This is a genomic window from bacterium (assembly GCA_022616075.1).
Lineage (GTDB): Bacteria > Acidobacteriota > HRBIN11 > JAKEFK01 > JAKEFK01 > JAKEFK01.
Genome location: JAKEFK010000229.1, coordinates 1 through 21,676 on the forward strand (window position 1 = coordinate 1; position 21,676 = coordinate 21,676).

Sequence of the window (21,676 nt, forward strand, 5' to 3'; positions counted from 1 at the left end):
TCGATGTATTTCCTCCAACGCGCGATCTCAGAAGCCAGTGGATCCGCCGCCAGCGCGGAGGAAACAAAGAAGAGTATGAAGCAAACGGAATAGATCTGTTTTCTCATGTAATTAGACTCTTCGAAGGAGAGATGTCTGACAACTTTGTTGGTGTGAATCCCCAAAAATTTGCCGCCAAATGACAAATAAAAAGAACTTGGCGTCTTGGCGTTTGATTTTAAGGCTGGATCGATTGAACGAATTCGAGCTTGCCGTCTTTCACTTTCAAAACAACGGCGGGTTTCAATGCGTTCTGTTTTTCATCGATGGTGATTTGACCGGTCACACCGGAATAGTTCCGGATGGTTGCGAGAGCGTCTCGTATCTTTTGCGGCTCCGCTGAATTTGCTTTCGCAATTGCGTGGAATAGGATTCCCGCGGCATCGTAGGAGAGTGCCGCAACTGCGTCGGGGACTTCCTGGTAACGTGCCTTGTATGCCTGCACGAACTTTTGGACTGTTGGCGACGGATCGTCCAAAGAATAGTGATTGGAATAGTAGCAATCGTTCAACGCCTCCCCCCCGATTTCCCAGAGTTTCGGGGACTCCCAACCATCCCCGCCCAGCAGCGGAACTGTAATACCGAGCTTTCGTGCCTGTCGCGCGATCAATCCGACTTCCGTGTAGTATCCCGGAATGAAAATGGCTTCCGGGTTGCGTTGTTTCAAGGAAGTAAGCTGAGCGCTGAAATCGCTGTCCCCTTCACTGTAGCTTTCATTCGCGATGATCTTTCCACCCGATTGTTCAAAACTTTGCGTGAACACTTCTGCCAGTCCAACAGAATAATCGTTTTTGATGTCCCGCAAAATTGCAACCTGTTTGACCTTGAGTGTTTCGGCCGCAAACTTTGCCATGACTTTCCCCTGGAATGGATCGATGAAGCAAACTCGAAAAATGAAATCACCGACTTCCGTCACTTTTGGATTTGTCGAAGATGGGGAAACCATCGGAATCTTCGCTTGCTGACAAACCGGAGCAGCCGCAAGACTGCGGGAAGATGCATTTTCACCGATGACTGCCACGACGCGATTGCGATTGATCAAACGACTCACCACCGTTTGCGCTTCCTCCGGCTTGCCTTGATCATCTTCCATAACAAGCCGGAACTTTTTCCCCAGCAAGCCTCCCTTCTGGTTCACTTCGTGAAATGCCATTTCAATTCCCTTTTGCGTGGATTGACCAAAAGTGGCCGTTGTGCCGGTAAGCGCGCCGTACCCCCCGATCACAATTTCGTCCGAAGTGTTTTGTGAACTGCAACCAGCAAGCAGGAAGAAGATTAGGAGTGTAGTGGCAGAGCATTTGCCAAGTTGTTTGAACAGATCTGATAACCTCAGAATGCTTGCAGCAGCACGAAGAAAAAGCCCACGAGCAAATGCTCTGAATTGAATGGATCCAAGCAGAGCATTGTCGGGTCGATAATAATTTCGTATGAATATCATCACTTGATTACAGATCATGCCCAATCCAGGGCAATGGCCAATGCTCTGCCACTACAAATTACTGTGCTTGATTGCATTTTGGACAAACTTTTGTATAGCGGGGCATCGGCAAATTGCAATTCCAGCAACGAGCGGAAGGAGTGGTGACGCGCGCGCGAATGCGGTCCTTCATTTCATTGAGCTCGCGCTTCTCCGGCGCAGTTCCGAGAAAAAAGTGTAGCGCCTGTGCAAGATCACGGCAAGATAGGAATCGATTTTCCACATCCTTCGCCATCGCCCGAAGTACCAGGTTATTCAGATCGCGTGGAATCTCTTTGTTGACCACACGCGGAGCCGCGCATTTTCCTTCCTGAATCAACTGCTCCAGCTTCGCCGGATTCACATCGAAGTAAGGCAGCATCCCCGTAAGCATTTCGTAAAGGATGATTCCCATGGAATAGACATCACTCGCGTAAGTCGCCTTTCCTTGAAAATGCTCCGGTGACATATAAGGTGGCGTGCCGATGATTGTTTTGGCGTAAGGTATTTTTTCCAACAAGGCAGCGACTCCAAAATCGCCCACCTTCAATACACCATTTCTGGAAACGAGAATATTCGCTGGCCGCAAATCGCGATGAAGCACCTGCTGCGAATGGGCGTAATCGAGAGCATCGCAGATCTGCAGCGAATACCTGCACGCAAGCTTGTAAGGGAGTGTCTTTTCCCTTTCCAGCGTGTCTTCGAGCGACTCCCCCTCCACATATTCCATGACCACGAAAAACAGCTCACTCGCTTTTTCCGCAGCATGGACACCCACAATATTGGGATGGTTCAATCTAGCCAGCATGCGCGGTTCCTTCAAGAGATGTTCCAGATCGTGATTCTGATAGTGAGGAACTTTCAGCGCGACAAGTTTGTTGATCCATTGATCCTTTGCAAGGTAGACGGCGGCAAAACCGCCGGTTCCCAGGGAATCAAGAATCTCATACTTTCCGAGCTGCTGACCTTTAAACAATACCTGACTCATGAACTGCGCCCCGCATCGTCCTTCAGTGCCTTTCTGGTGTACACAATCCGATCGATTATCGTAATCAAAGATGAGATTGCCATCAAGAGCAAGCAGATCGGGACACGATTGAAAACCAGACCTATCGCCAGCAAGAACACGCGCTCCGGCCTTTCCATGAAACCCACCTTGCATTTCGGGATCATAACCTCCGCGCGCGCCCGAGTATAACTGGTGATCATTGCTCCGCAGAGCGCCGCCACTGTAATCAGCACACAGGGGATATTGTGAACGATCGTATAGTGGAGCAGGAGGCCGGTGAAAATCGCCGCGTCACCAAAACGGTCCATTACCGAATCCAGAAAGCCGCCAAACCTGCTCGTCATGTTCTTCTGGCGCGCGAGAATTCCATCGAGAAGGTCTGTCATGCTGACGGCTAAATACAACCATCCGGCCACGAAGAACCGACCTTCGAGAATCACCACAGCGACAATCGCATTCAGGAATACACCAGAGATCGTAAGAACATTCGGGGTTAAACGAAAAAAAGCGAGAAAGGAGGCAATTTTATTGAGGATCCAGCCCGTGAAGGGCTCAATCACCCCGCTTGCCATACATTTTCCACCGCAAACGACCGTTTGTGATGCAGCCAACGATCATAGTACTATTGCAATAATACCACATTCTTCTGTCTTCCGTAGATAGCTCCAGGCATCCATTCGGATGCGTATGGAAAATCGCCCGTGGCTCTCCGTATTGAGATAAAATACGCGCAAGACCGGATGGATCACCGTAAAAATGATTCGCTGTGCCGGAAAGATTGGTGAGCGGCGCATAATGGCTCTCGTATACAAAACCGCAAACTTCATTCGAACTTGATGAAGCATGTTGCTCCATCTCTTTTAGTAGGAGCGCGGGCAATATCGTCTTTGCGTTGCGAGTCTTTGCGTTTCCGCGCAGACGCGTGGACGCCAGACGGGAAGACGCGAAGTTAGTGTGCATTTCGCTTTCCTTCGGCCAATCTTCTAAGTTTTTCATAAACTTGCACAACCTGTTTTCGAGTCTGCGTAAAAGGTCCGGAAGTGTTGATCACATAATTCGCGTATTTCTTCTTTTCCTGACTCGAAAGTTGCGCGGACCATCTTTGAAGCGCCTCTTTCCTCGTAACTTTCTCCCTCTTCATGATCCGTTCGATTTGAATTTCCTTATTGCAGAGAACCACAATGATTTTTTGAAAGCGTTTGTGCGTGCCGGCCTCAATCATCAAAGCCGCAGATACGATGGCAATTTTGTGATTCCCTTCCGATGCAGCTTGTTTCACGAGTCTCTCTTCCTCTTTCATGATCAGTGGATGCAGGATGGAATTCAGAAGTTTTCTTTTTCCTGCATCCGCAAAAATGATGTCGCCAAGCTTTTTGCGGTCGAGCGTTTTATCCTTGTTTAAAAACTCTTTGCCGAATACTTTTACAATGCGACGCCATGCAGGAGCATCCGGCTCCACCAGTTTTCTTGCTACCTGGTCCGCATCGATGATCAGACATCCCAGTTCTGCAAACATGCTTGCAACTGTGGATTTCCCGGTGCACATCCCACCCGTCAGGCCAACTACCAGCATAATTCAATCTCTGTGGAAAATTATCGACGTCGCAGCTGAGCGGCGCGAAGAGTATTTTTCAAAAGCATGGTGATTGTTAAAGGACCGACACCGCCCGGAACTGGAGTATACATCGAAGCGCGTTCATATGCAGCGGGATGAACATCTCCTGCGAGCACTGTTTTTCCCTGCTGGAAATCTTCCCATTTCCTGCTCGAAGTCCCGAATATCCTGCTCACTTCCGATTCCTCTTTCAGCACGGTCGTTCCCACATCAACGACAATCGCGCCTTCCTTGATAAAATCGGGGCCGAGAAAAGCGGGCTTCCCCATTGCAGCAATCACAATGTCCCCGCTGGAAACCACATGCTGCAGATTCTGCGTTCGCGAATGGCAAACCGTCACCGTTGCATTTTCCTGCATCAGGAGAAGCGCGAGCGGTTTCCCTACAAGATCGCTTCGCCCCACAACCACGGCGCTTTTACCGGTCATCGAAACCTGCGAACGCCTGAGAGCTTCAATTACTCCGGAGGGTGTGCAGGCGATCAACTCAGCCCGCCCTTGAACCAGCAGTCCCACGTTGATTGGATGGAGTCCATCCACGTCTTTAGCGGGAGAAATTGTGTCCAGCGCTTTCATTTTGCTGATAGAAGCGGGCAGAGGTAATTGCAACAAAATTCCATCTACATTATTAGAGGAATTGAGATGCTCAATGCGGTCGAGCAGCTCGGCCTCTGTGGCGCCGGCAGAAAGATGGTAGCTCTCCGACCGGATTCCGATCTGTTCGCACGCGCGAACTTTGTTTCGAACGTATACCTGGGATGCCGGATCTTCTCCCACAAGAACAGCGGCCAGACAGGGCCGTTCTCCATAGGTTTTATAGAACTCATTCACCGACGCCGCAATCTCCTGGCGGATCGAATCTGCCAGGCGCTTCCCGTCGATGATCCCGGCCATTCACTAGACCTTTGCTGCTTTTGCCTTTACGGTCGCCATTCTCTTTTTGCCGAAATATCTGTTGTAAAGCACGATGATCGCGCTTGCGATATAGACGGTTGAGTAGGTACCGGAAATGCAACCGACAAGCATGGCAAAGGCGAAATCGTTGATCACTTCGCCGCCAAACAGGAACAGCACAATCGTCACGATCGTAACCGTTCCGTTAGTAAGAATCGTGCGGTTTAGCATCTGATTCAGCGAAAGATTGATCACGTTTTCAAGCGGTTGGGTTCGCATGCTTTTCAAATTATCGCGCACGCGATCATAGATGACGATCGTGTCATTCAATGAAAAACCCACAATCGTGAGGAAGGCCGCGACCACAGTCAATGAGATTTCGCGGCCACTGAAAGCAAAAAATGCGAGCGTGATCAGGACATCGTGAGCAAGACAGGCAATCGCCGATAGTCCCCAGAGAAATTCAAAGCGGAACCATACATAAATCAGTAATCCGGCAAGGGACCAGGCAATCGCGAGTTTTGCCTGTTCGCGCAGCTCGGCTCCCACCTGAGGTCCAACATACTCGTTGCTGAGGATCGCAAGATCACCTACATAAAAGCTCTCTTTAAGCGAGGCCAGAACTTTTGCGTCGATCCCCCTCATTTGTTCAAACGAAGGCAACAGACCGGCGTTCGCATCCCGCATCTGCCGGATCTTTGTTACTTCCCCTTTGTATTTTGCAGGATCGCCGACCTTCCAGGGATCCTTAAGCTGCAGGTAGCCGTTAATGTCGTTTGGAGTCGCTGAATTCAGATCCCTTTTGCCTTGCGGAGCTAAAGTTTTCAATGCATTCGCGGAAAGAAGTGTGGCAACGCGCTCAGCCAATTCTTCCGTCTCTTCCTCGGTCACGCGAGTTTGCGGAAGCCGGACCATCACTTGCGTCGGATCGTTAAACGCTTGAACACCGCTGTCTGGAAAGCCATTTCCCTTCAGCGTATTCCGAATACTATCAAGCGGCACCACGGTGCGAAATTTAAGATGGATAGCGGTTCCCCCGCTGAAATCGACACCATAGCGAATGCCGTTTTTCCAGATCATAAAAACGCCGGCAAGTATGATTACCAGTGAGACCAGCATCGCAGGCGTTCTGTACTTTAAGAAATCAATTTTGGTATCGTGAAATATTTCCATATGACAACCTCAGCTAAATACTGATGCTTTCGACTTTTCTTCGTCTGCTCAACAGCCAATCAAAAAGAAGTCGCGAAACAAAAATAGCGGTGAACATCGAACAACAAATTCCGATGATCAACGTCACAGCAAACCCTTTTACTGGTCCGGTCCCGAACCAGTAAAGAAAAACTGCGGCAATGATTGTGGTCAAGTTCGAATCAAAAATCGGCCAGAAAGCTTTTGCGAATCCGCTTTGCAAGGCGGAACGCGCAGTTTTTCCGAGGCGTAAATCTTCTTTGATCCGTTCAAAGATCAAGACATTTGCATCCACCGCCATACCGATCGAAAGGACAATGCCCGCGATACCGGGAAGTGTCAGCGTCGCTTCGAAATAGCTCATCAACGCCATCAGGAACAGCATGTTGAGGATCAAAGCCGTGACTGCATTCACACCGCTAAACTTGTAGTAGAGCAGCATGAAGAGAACGATGATTCCGCCGCCTATCGCGCACGCCAGCATCCCTTTTCGAATCGAATCGAGTCCCAGTGAAGGCCCAACGACTCTTTGTTCCAAAAACCGAATACCGGCCGGCAATGCGCCGGACTGAAGCATGACTGCAAGATCATTTGATTCTTCAATCGTGAATTGCCCGGTGATGATTCCGTCGGTGGTGATCTTGTCTTGGATTGTCGGGGCCGATTGCACCTTGTTGTCCAGAACGATGGCAAGCGCCTTACCCCGGTTTGCCTCGGTAAAATCTCCAAACTTGCTGCCGGCGCTTGATGTAAGAGTAAAGTTCACCGCAGGGCGTCCGTATTGATCCGTCGTACGGTTGGCTGCCTGCAACTCCTCACCCGAAACGATTGCCTGCTTCTGTACGGCATAATAATTAGTGACGGACCGACCATCCTGCTGAACTTCTGAATGTGTTAACGCTTCACTGCCCTCCGGGATAGGCCCTAACGCCTCCGCGGAAGGAGCAGGTCCGGCAGTCACAAGACGCAGTTCCAGGCGCGCCGTATTCTTAATCAGGTCCTTGACGCGCTCCGTATCCTCCACTCCGGGCAACTGAATAATCATGCGTCCGCCAGTGAGACCCTGCCGTTGCACGACCGACTCCGCAACGCCGAAACGGTTGACGCGCTCACGGATAATACGAATGGCCAGGTTCACCGCTTCCTCGGCTTTTGCATTGATCACTGCCTGACGTAAGGCGGCAAGACCTTCATTCCCCGTGAGCGTCAGGTCCCATTCTCCGTGGTTCTCCAGGATTTTCTTCAAGTTCTCCTGCTTATCCGGAGCAATACCGCTAACCACAAATGAAGTATTTGTTTTGCGCAGGATATTTTGAAAAGGAATCTGCTTGTCCTGAAGCTCTTTCCTGAGAACTTCTATGAAGCGATCGGTGTAACCTGCCAGGGCTTCATCAATTTTGACTTCGGCCACCAGATGAATACCGCCCTTCAAATCCAATCCCAGACGAATCCGCTCTTTGGGGGGCCAGATCCCATAGCCGGCGATCACCGCCAGCACAAGCACCATCAGCAATTTCCATTGAACATTCTTCATAATAACTAACCCTCAATTTAACGCAGAGTCGCAGAGACGCAGAGAAAAAAAACTAATCTCCGCCTTCTCTGCGTCTTTGCGTCTCTGCGTTTATTTTTCCGCTTTTTTCTCCTCTTTCTCTTCGGGCGCCAGACCTGTGATTGCAGATTTGTCCATTTCCACTACGACGTTATTCGCAATCCGGATCTTCAGTGTCTTGTCCTGAATGCCGGTGATCACACCGTATATTCCGCTAGTCGTCAGGACCTTATCGCCTGCCTTCAAACCTTTCATCAGCTCAGCAAAAGCTTTCTGCTTTTTCTTCATCGGCGCGGCAACAAACAGCCAATAAAAAAAGAAGATGAATACGAGCCAGGGAAGCATTGTTAAAATGAGAGCGGTTCCCCCGGCTGGAGGCGCCTCAGCTGCTAGGAATAACATTGTTTCAACTCCTCAAAAGTATCGTTGGCGATACTCTCTCTAATTCTTTCCATCAATCTCAGATAGAAATACACATTGTGATATGTATTCAGCATAGCCGAATTGATCTCGCCGGACATAAACAGATGACGCAAGTACGCGCGCGAATAATGGCGGCAAACATAGCATTCGCAATCCGGATCCAACGGGGCCGGATCCTCACGGTAACGGTTTTGCTTAATGATCACTGGTCCCTGCGATGTAAAAAGATAACCGTTTCTAGCGTTCCGGGTCGGGAGCACGCAATCAAAAAGATCGATGCCTTGCGAAACTGCGGAAACAATTTCCTCGGGAGTTCCCACTCCCATTAAATAATGAATACTATTCTCCGGCAAATGTGCCAGAGCCGCTTCTACCATTTCCCTTTTCAACTCTCTACTTTCTCCAATGCTTAGTCCGCCCACGGCATAACCATCAAATCCGATTTGCACGAGCGTCTTCGCGCTCTCCTCACGGAGTTTCCCGAACGTGCTGCCCTGTACGATTCCAAGCAGCGCCTGACCGGGATTCAATGCAGCTTTACGGCATCGTTCGGCCCACTGATGCGTAATCTCGAGTGAACCCTTTGCCTGCTCCTCGGTCACCGGATAGGGCGGGCAATCATCCAGCACCATCAGTAGGTCTGCTCCCAAATCTTTTTGCACAGCCATCGAGATTTCAGGAGTAAACTGATGCTCCGTTCCATCCAGATGCGACTTAAAGCGAACCCCTTCTTGTGTTACTTTTCGAAGATCGCTCAAACTGAAAATCTGATAGCCTCCACTGTCCGTTAGAATTGGACCTCTCCAATTCATAAAACGGTGAAGACCACCGAGCCGGCGGATCAAATCGCTTCCGGGGCGCAAATATAAATGATAAGTATTCGCCAGAACTACTGTGGTTCTTAGCTCCAGAAGTTGGCCTGTAATCAGGCCTTTCACTGCGGCTTTTGTGCCGACCGGCATGAAAGCTGGAGTGGAAAATTCCCCATTGGGTGTAACTGCTTTTCCCAATCTGGCCCGACTGCCCGCTGCTTTCCTTTCAATCTTAAACAGATTCACGATTCACCACCACCGGTAGGGGCAGGCCTTGTGCCTGCCCGCACGGGCGACCACAAGGGTCGCCCCTACGTGGTGTGTATCAGCGCAAAGCCGCTATTCTAGCAATTTCAGGTACGCTCTGCAATGATCATGAAATACGGCAAATGCGCGACATGATCGGCAGGCGAAAGCATTTGCGAAAGTTTTTTGATGCGTTCGAGTTCTCGCTGTTCTTCTTTTGTTAAATCCAGCTGCGATAAGAAGTCGAACCTCTCCAAGCGCGGATTCTCCAGCCGCGGAAGTAACTCCGTTCTCACGCGAAAATCCGCGCCTCTCAGCAACAACGGGAGTTTGCGACCGACTTCAGGATCTGCGCCACATCTTTTTAGTACGGACGTCCATATTTGCACGCTTTTCACTCCCGAAGGATGCTCGATCATGGCGCCATAGTCAGGTTCCAGCAGGACCCAGGCGCCTTCCCGTTTCAAGACGCGGAAAGCTTCCTTGATCGCATCTTCCTTTTGCCTGATCCAAAGCAGAACATTCTGGCTGAAGATCAGGTCAAAGGTCAGTGCCGGGAATGGTAATTCAGTCGCTTCACCGCAGACACTAAGGGGCAAACCGGAGATAGCGTTCGACGATCGATCCAGCGCAATAACGGTTCCCGAAGTTCGTCGCCGCAATTCTCCGGTAACAAATCCATATCCGGCGCCAAGATCGAGAATCATTTTTCGCCTTGCAATTTCCGCAAGACGCAAAATCCGCGCGCGGGCTTCCGCCAACCAATCTGACTGTAGTTGCAAAAGTTCTCGCGAAGGCAAACTCGGATTTTTCATCCTTAAAATTCCAAAATACAAGCAGCAAGATCCAAATAATTTTCAAATCTCAAGTTTCAACTTCCAAACGGGATCTCCCCGTGACTGATTTGATCATTGAGCTTTGGAATTTGAAATTTATTTGTAATTTCGAGTTTGAGATTTGTAAATTCCCCTAACGTCCGCCGCCCGCACAGGCACAGGCACACGCGCAACCTGCACACGCGCACGCACACCCGCCGCCGCCACCGCCCCCGCCACTGCTGCCGCCTGAACTCTGCATCGCTTTGCCGATCGCCTTGTCAACCGAACCAAAATTTACGATGCCCCCTTTCTGTCCTTCCATTGCGCCCACAACACCCGCAGCGGTATTTTGAAACCAGCCGGAGATGGAAGCTGCAACATCAGAAAATCTTGGAGATGATCCCGAAGATGAGGGCGCGCCGGCAACCGGCCTGCCGGATGTTGCGATGGTGGTAGGACGGTAAGAACGCGGAACGTATCGATCTTCGTATGGACCAAATCTTCCTGTGAAATCGGGATCCAGCATCATCCAGTCCACTTTTTCATCCATCTTCTTTTGCCACGCTTCGACATCTCCAATTTCCTGCGCTTCTTTCCACGCGCGTGAAATAATCTGCTTGTAATAACCACGAGTTTCATCCAGATCGTAACCCACCATTCGTTTCGCTACAGATTCCACAAGCGCCTTCAGCGGTTTTGAAAAATCGACCTCGTTGATCGAAGTCCCGCGCTTGCTTTGCTTCAGCAGTTTCAAGAATTCCTTTTCGTAGTCATGGAGAACCGCATCCAACGGAGGAGGCTTCTCTGCTTGAAACATCACCGGCTTCCTAACAGTCTGTTTTATCACTCCCTTCTTCATCATTCCAAACAAAACCAGAGTCACCACTTTATTCACCGGCAATTCCAACAAAACAGCCGCTTCCGGAGCAGTCAGACCCCGCTTGATTCCCCCTCCTTCCACGCTGGCGATTGCAGGCAGATATCTGGACCTCCGTTTCTTGCGGGCAATTTCGACAATAACAGCAAGGACAAGCAAAACCGGCCAGATGAACACTTCCGTCGCGTCAAACTTAACGTAAAAGAACGCTGCTGCAATCAGCATAGGAACAAAGAAGACGCATCCTGTGCCTCCCGTGAAACGTAAATAGATGATGAGGAGTATGATTGCAGCAGCAAAACTCAGCCAGCCGCGTGCTTTGACGGAGAACTGCCCGCGCCACCATCGCATCAGAAGTTCCGGAATGGTCATCGTAACGACTTTGCTCATGACGCGTTTGGGAAAAGAAACGCCGACGCGGTAGGCTGAAGTAAACCGCCGGTTCAGTTGCCAGAGAACCTCGACGCTCCCATCGTCCCGGAGATTTTTTCCGGTGAACTGCACACCCTGATGAAGCACCTCATCCGGTTTGACTCCTTGCGGGATCAGGACACGAATTGTGAGATCCGTCGACCCTACAACGTATTCATCGCCAAACCACGTGGGAGTAATTTTAAAGGAGGCATTATCCTTGCGTGTTGTATCTTGAAAAACCAGATCCGGAACCGTGATTTCAAATTCAAAGGTTCCTGATCCTCCAGCAGGAATCGCAAGATTGCCGAGATGGACCTCCAATCCAGGTTTCACATACTGAGATTCTCGAATCGGCCCTGGAACTTCCTGGCCATTCACCCATGCTTTAGCCTGTCCGGCATCGTAGTCTTCCTGCGGCATCCCTACATCGACAATATCGATGGCATGGCCGCTCGGTGTGTTCTGAAATTCGATCCGGTAATGGAGAAGCGCTCCGCCCGACTGCTGGATGTGAACTTCCATTTCAGCAGCCGGCACCGAAAAATAGTAGTCCTGCGCCTGCAGCGGTACATAGTACGATAATATTAGTACGATAAGGAATAGTAGCCGCCTCATGATCTCGCCCACCCTTTCGGATCTCCCGGGCAATCGGCGCCACAGATTTCGAGCTCCGGGCAGATCCCGCAGCGTGTTGGAGAAACGATTCTCTCTCTGTACTGCTTGAAAACATCGCGGTTCCAGATTTCGGCCCAGGACTCCTTTGACAGGTTCCCCGCGGCATCGAGTGGTCCTCTCGGAGCATAGACTGAACCGTCCGGATCGACACGGATGGAGACATCACCCGCGGTGCGCGGTCCTTTTTCCAACAATGCTTTCAACTCACCCGCACCCGATACGGCCGGCAGCCACACATAACGGACACGCGAGCCGTGTGCTATGTCCGCAACCCGCGCAGCAACATGAATGATCTCCGTTCCATCCAACCCGTCTTGTAGCGCGGGCGTCTCGCCCGCGTGTTGAGCTGCAATTGCATAGTACAAAACGTTACTAACGCCTTTTGCGCTGAACTCATCAACGATTTGTTCCAGCTCGTCAAGATTCTGACGAAAAATGGGAACCTCCAAAACAGGTGTCACTTCCCATTTCTTGCATTGCTCAAGACACTGAATTACGTGACTAGAATTGCTTTCGCCAAAGAACAGATCCTGCTTCTCTGAATTTGCGGACACGACCGGCAATACGATGTAGTCCACGCCGGCCATCGCAAGCTTTTGAAACAGATCGCCCTGCAGCAACAGGCCCGCGTGAACGCGAACGCCCGAGATCATGCCAAGGTCTTCGGCACGTTCAACATTCGCTACCGCGGCCGAGACGTTCGCGCTACTTTGATTAAAAGTTACATGCATGATTCCGCTTTTCCACAACTTCTCCAGCAGTGGATTGATTTGCTCAGGAGAAGCGACCTTCATCTGTGCATGAAACGGAGCTATCAGATTCTTTGGAGGAGCAACCGCAGGATCATCCAAGTTGAAAATGGGATAGTTGTCATCCAGATTCGCCAGCTCTCCAATGAGACGACTGATTTTTCGAACATCCAATTCAATCTGGCTTTCCGTCGCTCCGTAGAATGTAGTTTTGATGTTTTTGCTGATGACGGGATAAGGAACACCTTCCAGCCGCGACTTTGCAATGAGCACGCCTGTTGAGGATAGACGCGCGGCAACAGAAGAATTGGCCAGCAGAACTCCACTTCCATCCTGTTCCACGCGAAGATGAAAACGGGTGACGTTCCCACCTGCCTCCCTGCGATAGTGATAAATACCCGGCGCTGTATACGCAGGCTTTTCCGGTAAATGAATGCGAAAAAACTCCTTTAACATTTTCATCGCACGCCCGCTCCCCTTCCCGCTGCTCTTTTTCCGATGTGTTGAATCTGCTCAATCGGAATGAAGCTTGGTCTCGCAGGTGATTCACTTTCACAGCCACCCTCATGGTGCAACAAAACACCATCGCGCGCTTCCCGTTCTATCCTGCAGCCGCCGCCACAAAGCGGAAGGTCCGGACATTCCCAGCATTTCTCCGGCAGTCCCGCCCATTTCGGATCCAGTTCCCTGTCTCGAAAGGAACGGAACAGCTCCCCATCCCAGATTTTTTCCCATGGATCGCGAAGTATGTTCCCGGCCGAAACGTAAAAGGATTGGCATGGCAGCACATCCCCATTAGGCTCAATGCAAATGGAATATTCGGCTGCGTTGCATCTTTTCGCGCCAATTTCCAGCTCTACAGGATTCATTCGACAATATTCAGTCGGCGTGTACCAGAGAAATTTCATTCCCCGTTCCAGCGCCCGATCTCGAATCCTGATTAAGACAGCAGGAAGTTCTTCTTCAGGAATGGCGTTCGGATCACAGTAACCTCCTCCGGAATAGATCATCCCGTTCATGGCAAAAGTGCGGATTCCTAATGCGTAGATAAAATCGATGATCTCTTCCACATGATCGCGATTCTTTTGCATGATGGTGGTATTTGTAATCGTGTGAATGCCTCCTGCAAGAGCGTTTTCAATGCCCTTTACCGTTTGTGAAAAAGCAGATACACCGTTGATTTCATCGTGAACGCGCGCCTGGTTCGAAGCGAGCGTGATCTGCAAGTGATTCAATCCTGCCTGTTTAAGCGTGCGAACAAAAGACAGGTGCGAAAAACGCCTGCCATTTGAATTGAGGCCCGCGATCTGGCCTTGCTGGTCCACGAATTGGATCAACTCCGGCAGATCCGGATGCAGGGTCGCTTCACCGCCCGTAAAAATAATGTGCGGCACACCCTTCTGTTTCAGCAGTACAAAAACTTTTTTCCAGTCCACTAGCGCAAGGGAAGCCATTCCTAGATGCGAGGTGGCGTTATAGCAATGCGAACACGCGTTGTTGCATCCATATGTCAGGGCGATATCTGCTTTGTAGGGCGCATTAGCTCTTGTGCTGAATAGCGCCTTGCGTTCAAGAAAATCGATTCCGCAGGTTGGGCATCCGGATTCTTGCGTAACATGTTGAATGAAGCGGTAAATTCCGGAAACGTCGCGCGCGATCTGTTCATGACCCGCATACGCAGCTTTCAACCGCTTCATGGCTGTTTTTTCCGGCATTCCATCCAAGGCCCATCCGGCGATTAAAGCCGCAGTTTGATTCAATTGGATCGCATCAGTGACATCGAGAAACATGACGCCGCGGCCATCCTGTTCGATGCGTAAATGAACGCGACGGAAATAGCCGTTCTTATCGGAAAAGTGATACGTGTAAAGATCCGGCGTCGGTTGTTTAGGATGTAGTGGCAGAGCATTTGCCATGTTAGCGAACCAGGGATGGATCTTGGAAATGTATTTTTGCAGTTTGACCATTTTTATTTCTCGCAAATGCTCTGCTGAAATCCGCTATAAGCAGAGCATTTTCTAGCAGCAAAAAGTTTTGTTGACGGCGTCAGCATCATTCTATAAACATGCTCAAGCCACAAGAGCGGAAAATGCTCTGCCACTACCATTTGGGTGCTTCCTCCAACTGATACTGCGTTCCGCAGAATTCACAGGAAATGAAGATGGCCCCCGCTCGAACCGCCACAGATTTGTTTGTAAGCGTCGATCCACAGTTCTTGCATTTCAGCTCCTGAGCGGAAATGTCTCCACTCAAGTCGACCTTTTGAACGAAGGTTGTCTGTTTTGGGCGCAACCGGCTGCTAAGGAATAAAACGACTCCCGCGGCCATCAAAATCAATCCGATAACCAGACGCCCTGTCTGGCCCTGGTAACCGATGACAAAAAGACATCCAAGCAACGCAAGAATAACGGCAAAGACATTGATAACAATGGCCACCAGTCATTTTTAGTGCAAAACGCCCCAAGAAGCAATGTAGCGCGGACGTCCCGTCTGCGCTTCCGCCGGCGAGACGCCCGCGCTACTTTGTTTGGCGTTCTTGTTCGTTTCACACTATTTTTAATACAAATGAAGATACAAGAACGACTCAAAATGAAGGCGGAGCTGGTTTGTACTTTGATCCTGTGCGATAAAATTTCGGACCGGACGATTGATGGGGAAAGGAAATTGCTGCGCCAGTGGTGTGAAAAATTCTTGCCGGACAGAATCGATTTGTACGACATGGTGTACGAGGCGCGCTTTGATCGATTGATCTCTCAGTTCCGGGCAAATTGAAAATTTACAATATGCCATGTGAGATTGTCGTGGTACTTACTGCTTTTCTCCCCCTTATTAAGGGGGAGATCAAAGAGGGGGTTGTCTTATTCCTGGCGCTCCCAACCTCCCCTTTTATCCCCTCCTTCATAAGGCTGGGAGATCCACTCAGTGCCTAACATTGACGGGTGTGGGGCGTTTTGTTATGTTTATTAAAACATTAAATTCCGATAAGCAGTCGTGTATCTAAACGAAAGGTAGATATGGCGGTATTGAACTATTTTTTAACGAAAGTATTCGGAAGCGAAAACGAACGAACGCTGAAGAAAATCGTTCCGCTCGCTCAGGAGATCAGCGCGCTCGAACCCGAAGTGGAAAAGCTCTCCGATGAACAACTCCGTCTGAAAACCCAGCACTTTCAGGAAAAACTGGCACAGGGAGCAACGGAAGATGACATCCTGCCCGAGGCTTTTGCAGTCGTGCGTGAAGCTTCCAAACGCACCACCAAGATGCGTCATTTTGACGTTCAGCTCATCGGTGGAATCGTTCTGCATCAAGGAAAGATCGCCGAAATGGCGACCGGCGAAGGAAAAACGCTGGTTGCCACATTGCCCGCTTACTTAAATGCTCTCACAAAGAAAGGCGTGCACGTCGTTACCGTAAATGACTATCTGGCGCGCCGCGATGCCGAGTGGATGGGCCCGATTTACAAATTTCTGGGACTTACGGTCGGCGTCATACAGCACGATTCTTCAACACAGGACCGCCAGGCAGCATACCACGCAGATATTACCTTCGGAACCAACAATGAATTCGGGTTCGATTATCTTCGCGACAACATGAAGTATGACCTCCGCGATTACGTCCAGCGCGAACACCATTACGCGATCGTGGATGAAGTGGACAGCATTTTAATCGATGAAGCGCGAACACCCTTGATCATTTCGGGACCGGCCGAAGAAAGCACCGACAAGTATTACCGGATAGATCGCATTATTCCCCGATTGAAAAAAGACGCCGATTATACGGTGGATGAAAAAGCGAACGCTGTGTCGCTTACCGAAGAAGGAATTGTTCATGCAGAACGCCTCCTCGGAATTCAGAACCTCTACGATCCGAACAACATGGATTGGCTTCACCACATCCACCAGGCGCTCAAAGCTCATGCTCTATTTGAACTGGATGTGGATTATGTGGTGAAAGATGGTCAGGTACTTATCGTTGATGAGTTTACCGGCCGCTTGATGCCCGGACGCCGCTACAGTGATGGGTTGCATCAGGCTTTAGAAGCAAAAGAAAATGTAAAAATCGAATCCGAAAATCAAACGCTTGCTACCATCACTCTGCAAAACTACTTCCGGATGTATAAAAAGCTTGCCGGTATGACCGGAACAGCAGAAACAGAAGCGGTCGAATTCGGAAAAATTTACAACCTGGATGTTGTGGTCATCCCAACAAATAGAGACCTCATCAGACTCTCCTATTCGGATGTTGTTTATCGAACGGAAAAAGAAAAATTCAATGCTGCTGTAGAAGAAATCAAGCAAATGAACGCTACCGGTCGTCCCGTTCTTGTGGGTACGGTCAGCATCGAAAAATCGGAACGGCTCTCCACGCTGCTCAAGCGAACCGGCATTAAACACGTCGTGTTGAACGCCAAATATCATGAAAAAGAAGCTGAGATCGTCGCCGAAGCCGGAAAACCTGGCGCGGTCACCATTGCAACGAACATGGCGGGACGCGGTACAGATATTGTGTTGGGTCCTGGAATAGCTGATCTAGGTGGCCTTCACATCATCGCGACCGAACGTCACGAAGCCCGACGAATTGATAATCAGCTGCGTGGGCGCGCAGGCCGGCAAGGGGATCCAGGTTCTTCCCGTTTCTATCTTTCTCTGGAAGACGATTTGATGCGCATTTTCGGCAGCGATCGCATTTCGCCAATCATGCAGAAGCTCGGGATGGAAGAAGGCGTTCCCATCGAACACAAACTGGTTACGCGTTCCATCGAACATGCGCAAAAACAGGTGGAAGGAAGAAACTTCGAGATTCGCAAACATTTGCTGGAATACGATGACGTCATGAATAAACAGCGGGAAGCTGTTTACGGGTTGCGACGCAAGGTTCTGGAAGAAGAATCGCACACCGAATACATCATGGAACTCTGCGAAGACATTTTGAAATGGCAGGTCGATGAACGTTGCCCTCAAGGAAAAGATCCGCAGGACTGGGATGTTGAAGCGCTGGTCAATGACCTGCGTGGACAATTCGGCATGGATGTGGATCCGGAAAAAATTCGACAGCTGGAAAACCCGGACAATATCTATGACTTCCTGTATCAAAAACTCGAACAGCTTTACAGCGAAAAGAAAACCAAAATTGGTCCCGAAAGATGGGCCATTCATGAACGGCTGTTGATGCTGCATGTCATTGATTCACAGTGGAAGGATCACCTCTACGGGCTGGATCATTTAAAAGAAGGAATTGGATTTCGAGGTTACGGGCAAAGGGACCCGTTGATCGAATATAAAAAGGAATCCTTCGCTCTTTTTGAAGAGATGATGAACCGGATGGAAGAAGAAATCGTCAAATATGTATTTATGACTCAGCCCCCTTCGGCGGAAGATGCGCCTCGAGTCGTAAGAGCACCGAAGGCCGTGCAGTTCTCGGGGCCTTCTTTGGAATCGGCAGTTGTCACCGCCGTTCGTAAAGGGCAAAAAGTCGGCCGCAACGATCCATGTCCCTGCGGATCGGGGCAGAAATATAAGAAGTGCTGCGGCGTGAACGCATGAAAAAGTGCCCAGTGATGAGCAAGGAGTAATGAGACATCAGTAAACTCATTACTCCGGCACTTAAGAAGAGGAGGAGTGATGGACATGTACCAGAGCGAAAAGAACTGGTTGGAAAAACTGGCGGATGCAATCCCGGGAGTTAAAGATTACCGTGAAAAAGAAGCACGCCGGGACACCGACAAGAGATTCCGCGAATATCTTGCAAGTCGCATCGATGCCTCACGGCAGATTTTTGATGAGGTCAAACGGGAGCAGTTGAACGCGGGAAATCTGGCGGAGCTGGACGATTTGGACCTGCTGGCGCAAAAGCTTTTTCGCATCGCCAACACGATCCGGCATGCTTCCTATGGATATTCCGGCTTCTTCGATCAGGTAAAAATTCAGGAAGCGGAGCTGGACAGGATTTATCAGTACGACCTGTCTCTGGTGGGCGATGTGGAATCCCTCGAAAACGCTTTGAAGAATGATCCAACACTCACACATGCCGAACAACGAAAGAGATGGGAACAACAGATCGCTGCGTTGGAAAAACGCATAGAGGATCGAAAAAACCTGTTTACTGTGACAGGTTAAGGGAGGCTATCAATGGCAATTGAAGTCATTCAGTGGAAGGAAGACACCGGTGAAGACATGGTGTGGCGTTTTCCCGGCAGCGATGAAATCAAAATGGGAGCCCAGCTAATCGTATCGGAAAGCCAGGCGGCCGTATTCTTCCGCGATGGAAAGGCGCTTGATGTGTTTACAGCAGGACGCCACACGCTCTCTACGATGAATCTGCCGCTCCTCACCAAACTCATGAGCTGGCCCTTCGGATTCAAGTCTCCTTTTCAGGCAGAAGTCTATTTCGTGAGCCGGCGCATTTTTACCAATCAAAAATGGGGAACAAGGGAACCGGTCGTTTTTCGTGATACCGAATTCAAAATGGTGCGCCTTCGCTCATTCGGTGTTTTTTCGATGCGAGTCCACGAACCGCAGTTATTTGTAAATACCGTTGTGGGAACACAACAACGATTCACAACGGGAGACGTAGAAGGATTCTTGCGGGATATCATCGTTTCCCGTCTGAATGATGTTCTTGGTGAGACGTTGAAAACGTTGCTCGATTTGCCCCGCTATTATGATGAATTGGGTGTCGCGTTAAAAACTCGCGTGAAAGAAGATTTCGGGCGATACGGTTTGGAGCTTGTAGATTTTTACATTAACTCCATTACACCTCCGGAAGATGTTCAGAAAGTGATTGATGAACGAAGCGGTATGGCTGCAGTGGGTGATATGAACCAGTATATGCGCTACAAAGCAGCTCGCGCAGTGGGCGATGCAGCCAAGCAAGAGGGCGGTTCCGCGGGAGAAGGGATGGGTCTCGGTATGGGAGCCGGTCTTGGAATGATGCTTCCCGGAATGATATCGCAGGCGATGCAAGGAGCCCAGCAAGGCACTATCGCCGCGGGAACAATCCCCTGTCCAAGTTGCCAGGCGCAGATCCCGTCCGGATCCCAGTTCTGCAGCAGTTGCGGCGCAAAAGTGCTGGCAACAATGCACTGTCCCAGGTGCAACACTCAGATTCCAGCCGGCTCGAAATTCTGCAGCGGCTGCGGCGCTTCTTTAGCGACAACGAGCTGCGCTAAATGCGGAACCGCGCTGGCGCCGGGCGCAAAATTCTGTTCGAATTGCGGCGAAGCATCGAAATAAATGTTGAACAAACCACTCGAAGAAGGACTCACGTTTGATGACGTACTTTTAACGCCATCCCGTTCCGAAGTTTTGCCTGCCCAAACGGACATCCGCACAAACTTCTCGCGAAACATCCAGCTCAACGTGCCGATCGTTAGCGCGGCCATGGATACGGTAACCGAATCCGAGCTTGCGATTGCTGTCGCGCAGCAGGGCGGAATCGGAATCATCCACAAAAACATGACCATTGCCGAGCAGGCGGATGAAGTGGATAAAGTGAAGCGATCGGAATCCGGAATGATTGTGAATCCGATCACCATGTCTCCCGATGAGCTGATCTCCGATGCCCTCAACCTGATGGAAAAGTACAAGATTTCGGGTGTACCCATTACGCGCGATGGGAAGCTGGTCGGCATTCTTACGAACCGGGATTTACGCTTTGAAACAAATTTCAAACAAAAGATTTCACAGGTAATGACAAAAGAAAACCTCATCACCGTTCCTGTTGGAATCGGCCTGGAAGAAGCAAAAAAAATCCTGCATCGGCACAAAATTGAGAAGTTGCTGGTGGTCGATGATGACTACAAGCTGAAGGGTTTGATCACGGTAAAAGACATCAAAAAAGGAATTGAATTTCCGAATGCCTGCAAAGACGAGTTCGGCCGGCTGCGAGTCGGCGGCGCGATCGGTCCTACGCCGGACATGATGGACCGGGCGGCGGCGCTTGTAAATGCAAACGTGGATGTTCTTGTGATTGATACGGCTCATGGCCATACAAAGAATGTTTTGGAAGCCGTGGCAGCAGTGAAAAAACAGTATCCACAGCTGGATGTAGTCGCGGGCAACATCGCGAGCGCGGAAGCCGCGCGGGATTTGATCGAACACGGAGTCGATGCAATCAAAGTGGGAATGGGACCCGGCTCGATTTGCACAACGCGCGTGGTTACGGGCGCAGGTGTTCCTCAAATTACTGCGATCGACAACTGTTACAAAATTAGTCGCGAATACGGAATCCCGCTGATCGCAGATGGCGGAATCAAGTACTCAGGCGATGTTGCAAAAGCGGTGGCAGCCGGCGCAAGCTCGGTGATGATCGGATCGCTGTTTGCAGGGACCGATGAAAGCCCGGGTGAACAAGTGCTGTATCAGGGCCGTTATTACAAAGTTTATCGCGGCATGGGGTCCATTGAATCGATGAAGCGAGGAAGCAAGGACCGCTATGCTCAGAGCACGGAGGAAGCGAGTAAAATGGTTCCGGAAGGGATCGAAGGACGTGTTCCTTATCGCGGCAATGTGTCGACCATTATTCATCAACTTGTGGGCGGTTTGCGCGCCGGCATGGGTTACTGCGGATGCAAAAATCTGGATGAGATGCGAACGAAAACCAAATTCATGCGCATCACCGCCGCCGGCTTAAAAGAAGGCCACGTCCACGACGTTATTATCACCAAAGAAGCGCCGAACTATCAGGTGGATTGAATCACTTTTTCTTCTTCGGCACCTTAATCCCCTTTTTGCGGGCTTTAGATAGCCCAATGGCAATTGCTTGCTTGCGAGATTTTATTTTGTGCTTTCCAGATCGTTTATGATGCATTTCTTCCCGCACGTATTTGCCTGCTTTTGTCGATGCTGCTTTTTTCTTTGCCATAAGTACACCTCTATAGAAACCTATGTCAAAACAGAGTGAGTTCAA

General features: G+C 50.0%; 21 protein-coding genes and 1 pseudogene. 6 read left to right on the plus strand and 16 right to left on the minus strand.

The genetic code is table 11. The annotated features are described in order from the left end of the window. Positions 1-182, plus strand: a 182-nt coding sequence (locus tag L0156_18925; protein ID MCI0605065.1) for a hypothetical protein, incomplete at its 5' end; no start/stop codon positions are given. A 35-nt stretch (positions 183-217) separates the two neighbouring features. Here L0156_18925 and L0156_18930 read toward each other — a convergent pair. The 15 genes from L0156_18930 to L0156_19000 all read right to left on the minus strand — a co-directional run bounded on the left by L0156_18930 (position 218) and on the right by L0156_19000 (position 15,205). Then, complete coding sequence (locus tag L0156_18930; protein ID MCI0605066.1) at positions 218-1,477, minus strand: ABC transporter substrate-binding protein; 1,260 nt, start codon at positions 1,475-1,477, stop codon at positions 218-220. Between the two features lie 58 nt (positions 1,478-1,535). Continuing rightward, on the minus strand, positions 1,536-2,483 hold the full coding sequence (locus tag L0156_18935) for a protein kinase (GenBank protein ID MCI0605067.1): 948 nt from the start codon (positions 2,481-2,483) through the stop codon (positions 1,536-1,538). Beyond that, positions 2,480-3,076 carry a CDP-alcohol phosphatidyltransferase family protein gene (locus L0156_18940; protein ID MCI0605068.1) on the minus strand — a complete coding sequence of 199 codons (597 nt, stop codon included), beginning with the start codon at positions 3,074-3,076 and terminating at the stop codon, positions 2,480-2,482. Before L0156_18940 ends, L0156_18935 begins: the two co-directional genes overlap by 4 nt. Then, positions 3,057-3,464: a hypothetical protein gene (locus L0156_18945; protein ID MCI0605069.1), complete on the minus strand. Its 408-nt coding sequence runs from the start codon at positions 3,462-3,464 to the stop codon at positions 3,057-3,059. The genes L0156_18940 and L0156_18945 overlap by 20 nt, the downstream gene beginning before the upstream one ends. Next, positions 3,454-4,077, minus strand: a complete 624-nt coding sequence (gene coaE / locus L0156_18950) for a dephospho-CoA kinase (GenBank protein ID MCI0605070.1) — start codon at positions 4,075-4,077, stop codon at positions 3,454-3,456. Before coaE ends, L0156_18945 begins: the two co-directional genes overlap by 11 nt. 20 nt (positions 4,078-4,097) lie before the next feature. Beyond that, complete coding sequence (folD, locus tag L0156_18955) at positions 4,098-5,012, minus strand: bifunctional methylenetetrahydrofolate dehydrogenase/methenyltetrahydrofolate cyclohydrolase FolD (GenBank protein MCI0605071.1); 915 nt, start codon at positions 5,010-5,012, stop codon at positions 4,098-4,100. A 3-nt stretch (positions 5,013-5,015) separates the two neighbouring features. Further along, positions 5,016-6,185, minus strand: a complete 1,170-nt coding sequence (gene secF / locus L0156_18960) for a protein translocase subunit SecF (protein ID MCI0605072.1) — start codon at positions 6,183-6,185, stop codon at positions 5,016-5,018. Positions 6,186-6,198: 13 nt separating this feature from the next. Beyond that, positions 6,199-7,737: a protein translocase subunit SecD gene (secD, locus tag L0156_18965; protein ID MCI0605073.1), complete on the minus strand. Its 1,539-nt coding sequence runs from the start codon at positions 7,735-7,737 to the stop codon at positions 6,199-6,201. 90 nt (positions 7,738-7,827) lie between these two features. Continuing rightward, positions 7,828-8,157, minus strand: coding sequence for a preprotein translocase subunit YajC (yajC, locus tag L0156_18970; GenBank protein MCI0605074.1), 330 nt, complete (start codon positions 8,155-8,157; stop codon positions 7,828-7,830). Then, entirely contained in the window at positions 8,145-9,239 is a 1,095-nt protein-coding gene (gene tgt / locus L0156_18975) for a tRNA guanosine(34) transglycosylase Tgt (protein MCI0605075.1), read from the minus strand. The genes yajC and tgt overlap by 13 nt, the downstream gene beginning before the upstream one ends. Positions 9,240-9,343: 104 nt before the next feature. Continuing rightward, positions 9,344-10,051, minus strand: coding sequence for a methyltransferase domain-containing protein (locus tag L0156_18980; GenBank protein MCI0605076.1), 708 nt, complete (start codon positions 10,049-10,051; stop codon positions 9,344-9,346). Positions 10,052-10,205: 154 nt separating this feature from the next. Continuing rightward, the gene (locus tag L0156_18985) at positions 10,206-11,960 is read right to left on the minus strand and encodes a hypothetical protein (protein ID MCI0605077.1); all 1,755 of its coding nucleotides are present in this window, start codon (positions 11,958-11,960) and stop codon (positions 10,206-10,208) included. Beyond that, the gene (locus L0156_18990; GenBank protein ID MCI0605078.1) at positions 11,957-13,231 is read right to left on the minus strand and encodes a radical SAM protein; all 1,275 of its coding nucleotides are present in this window, start codon (positions 13,229-13,231) and stop codon (positions 11,957-11,959) included. Before L0156_18990 ends, L0156_18985 begins: the two co-directional genes overlap by 4 nt. Continuing rightward, on the minus strand, positions 13,228-14,736 hold the full coding sequence (locus L0156_18995) for a radical SAM protein (GenBank protein MCI0605079.1): 1,509 nt from the start codon (positions 14,734-14,736) through the stop codon (positions 13,228-13,230). The genes L0156_18990 and L0156_18995 overlap by 4 nt, the downstream gene beginning before the upstream one ends. A gap of 133 nt (positions 14,737-14,869) precedes the next feature. Then, on the minus strand, positions 14,870-15,205 hold the full coding sequence (locus L0156_19000) for a hypothetical protein (GenBank protein MCI0605080.1): 336 nt from the start codon (positions 15,203-15,205) through the stop codon (positions 14,870-14,872). Between the two features lie 129 nt (positions 15,206-15,334). Here L0156_19000 and L0156_19005 point away from each other — a divergent pair, with 129 nt between their 5' ends. The 5 genes from L0156_19005 to guaB all read left to right on the plus strand — a co-directional run bounded on the left by L0156_19005 (position 15,335) and on the right by guaB (position 21,462). After that, positions 15,335-15,541 (plus strand): hypothetical protein, encoded by a 207-nt coding sequence (locus tag L0156_19005; protein MCI0605081.1) that lies wholly within the window; start codon positions 15,335-15,337, stop codon positions 15,539-15,541. A 251-nt stretch (positions 15,542-15,792) separates the two neighbouring features. Next, entirely contained in the window at positions 15,793-18,312 is a 2,520-nt protein-coding gene (gene secA / locus L0156_19010; GenBank protein ID MCI0605082.1) for a preprotein translocase subunit SecA, read from the plus strand. A gap of 78 nt (positions 18,313-18,390) precedes the next feature. Then, positions 18,391-18,885, plus strand: coding sequence for a hypothetical protein (locus L0156_19015; protein ID MCI0605083.1), 495 nt, complete (start codon positions 18,391-18,393; stop codon positions 18,883-18,885). Between the two features lie 12 nt (positions 18,886-18,897). Continuing rightward, a complete protein-coding gene (locus tag L0156_19020) occupies positions 18,898-20,001 on the plus strand; it encodes an SPFH domain-containing protein (protein MCI0605084.1) in 1,104 nt (367 codons plus the stop codon). Continuing rightward, complete coding sequence (guaB, locus tag L0156_19025; GenBank protein ID MCI0605085.1) at positions 20,002-21,462, plus strand: IMP dehydrogenase; 1,461 nt, start codon at positions 20,002-20,004, stop codon at positions 21,460-21,462. A 16-nt stretch (positions 21,463-21,478) separates the two neighbouring features. Here the strand turns inward: guaB and L0156_19030 are convergent. Then, positions 21,479-21,631: pseudogene (locus L0156_19030) on the minus strand (DUF6496 domain-containing protein). Between the last annotated feature and the right edge of the window lie 45 nt (positions 21,632-21,676).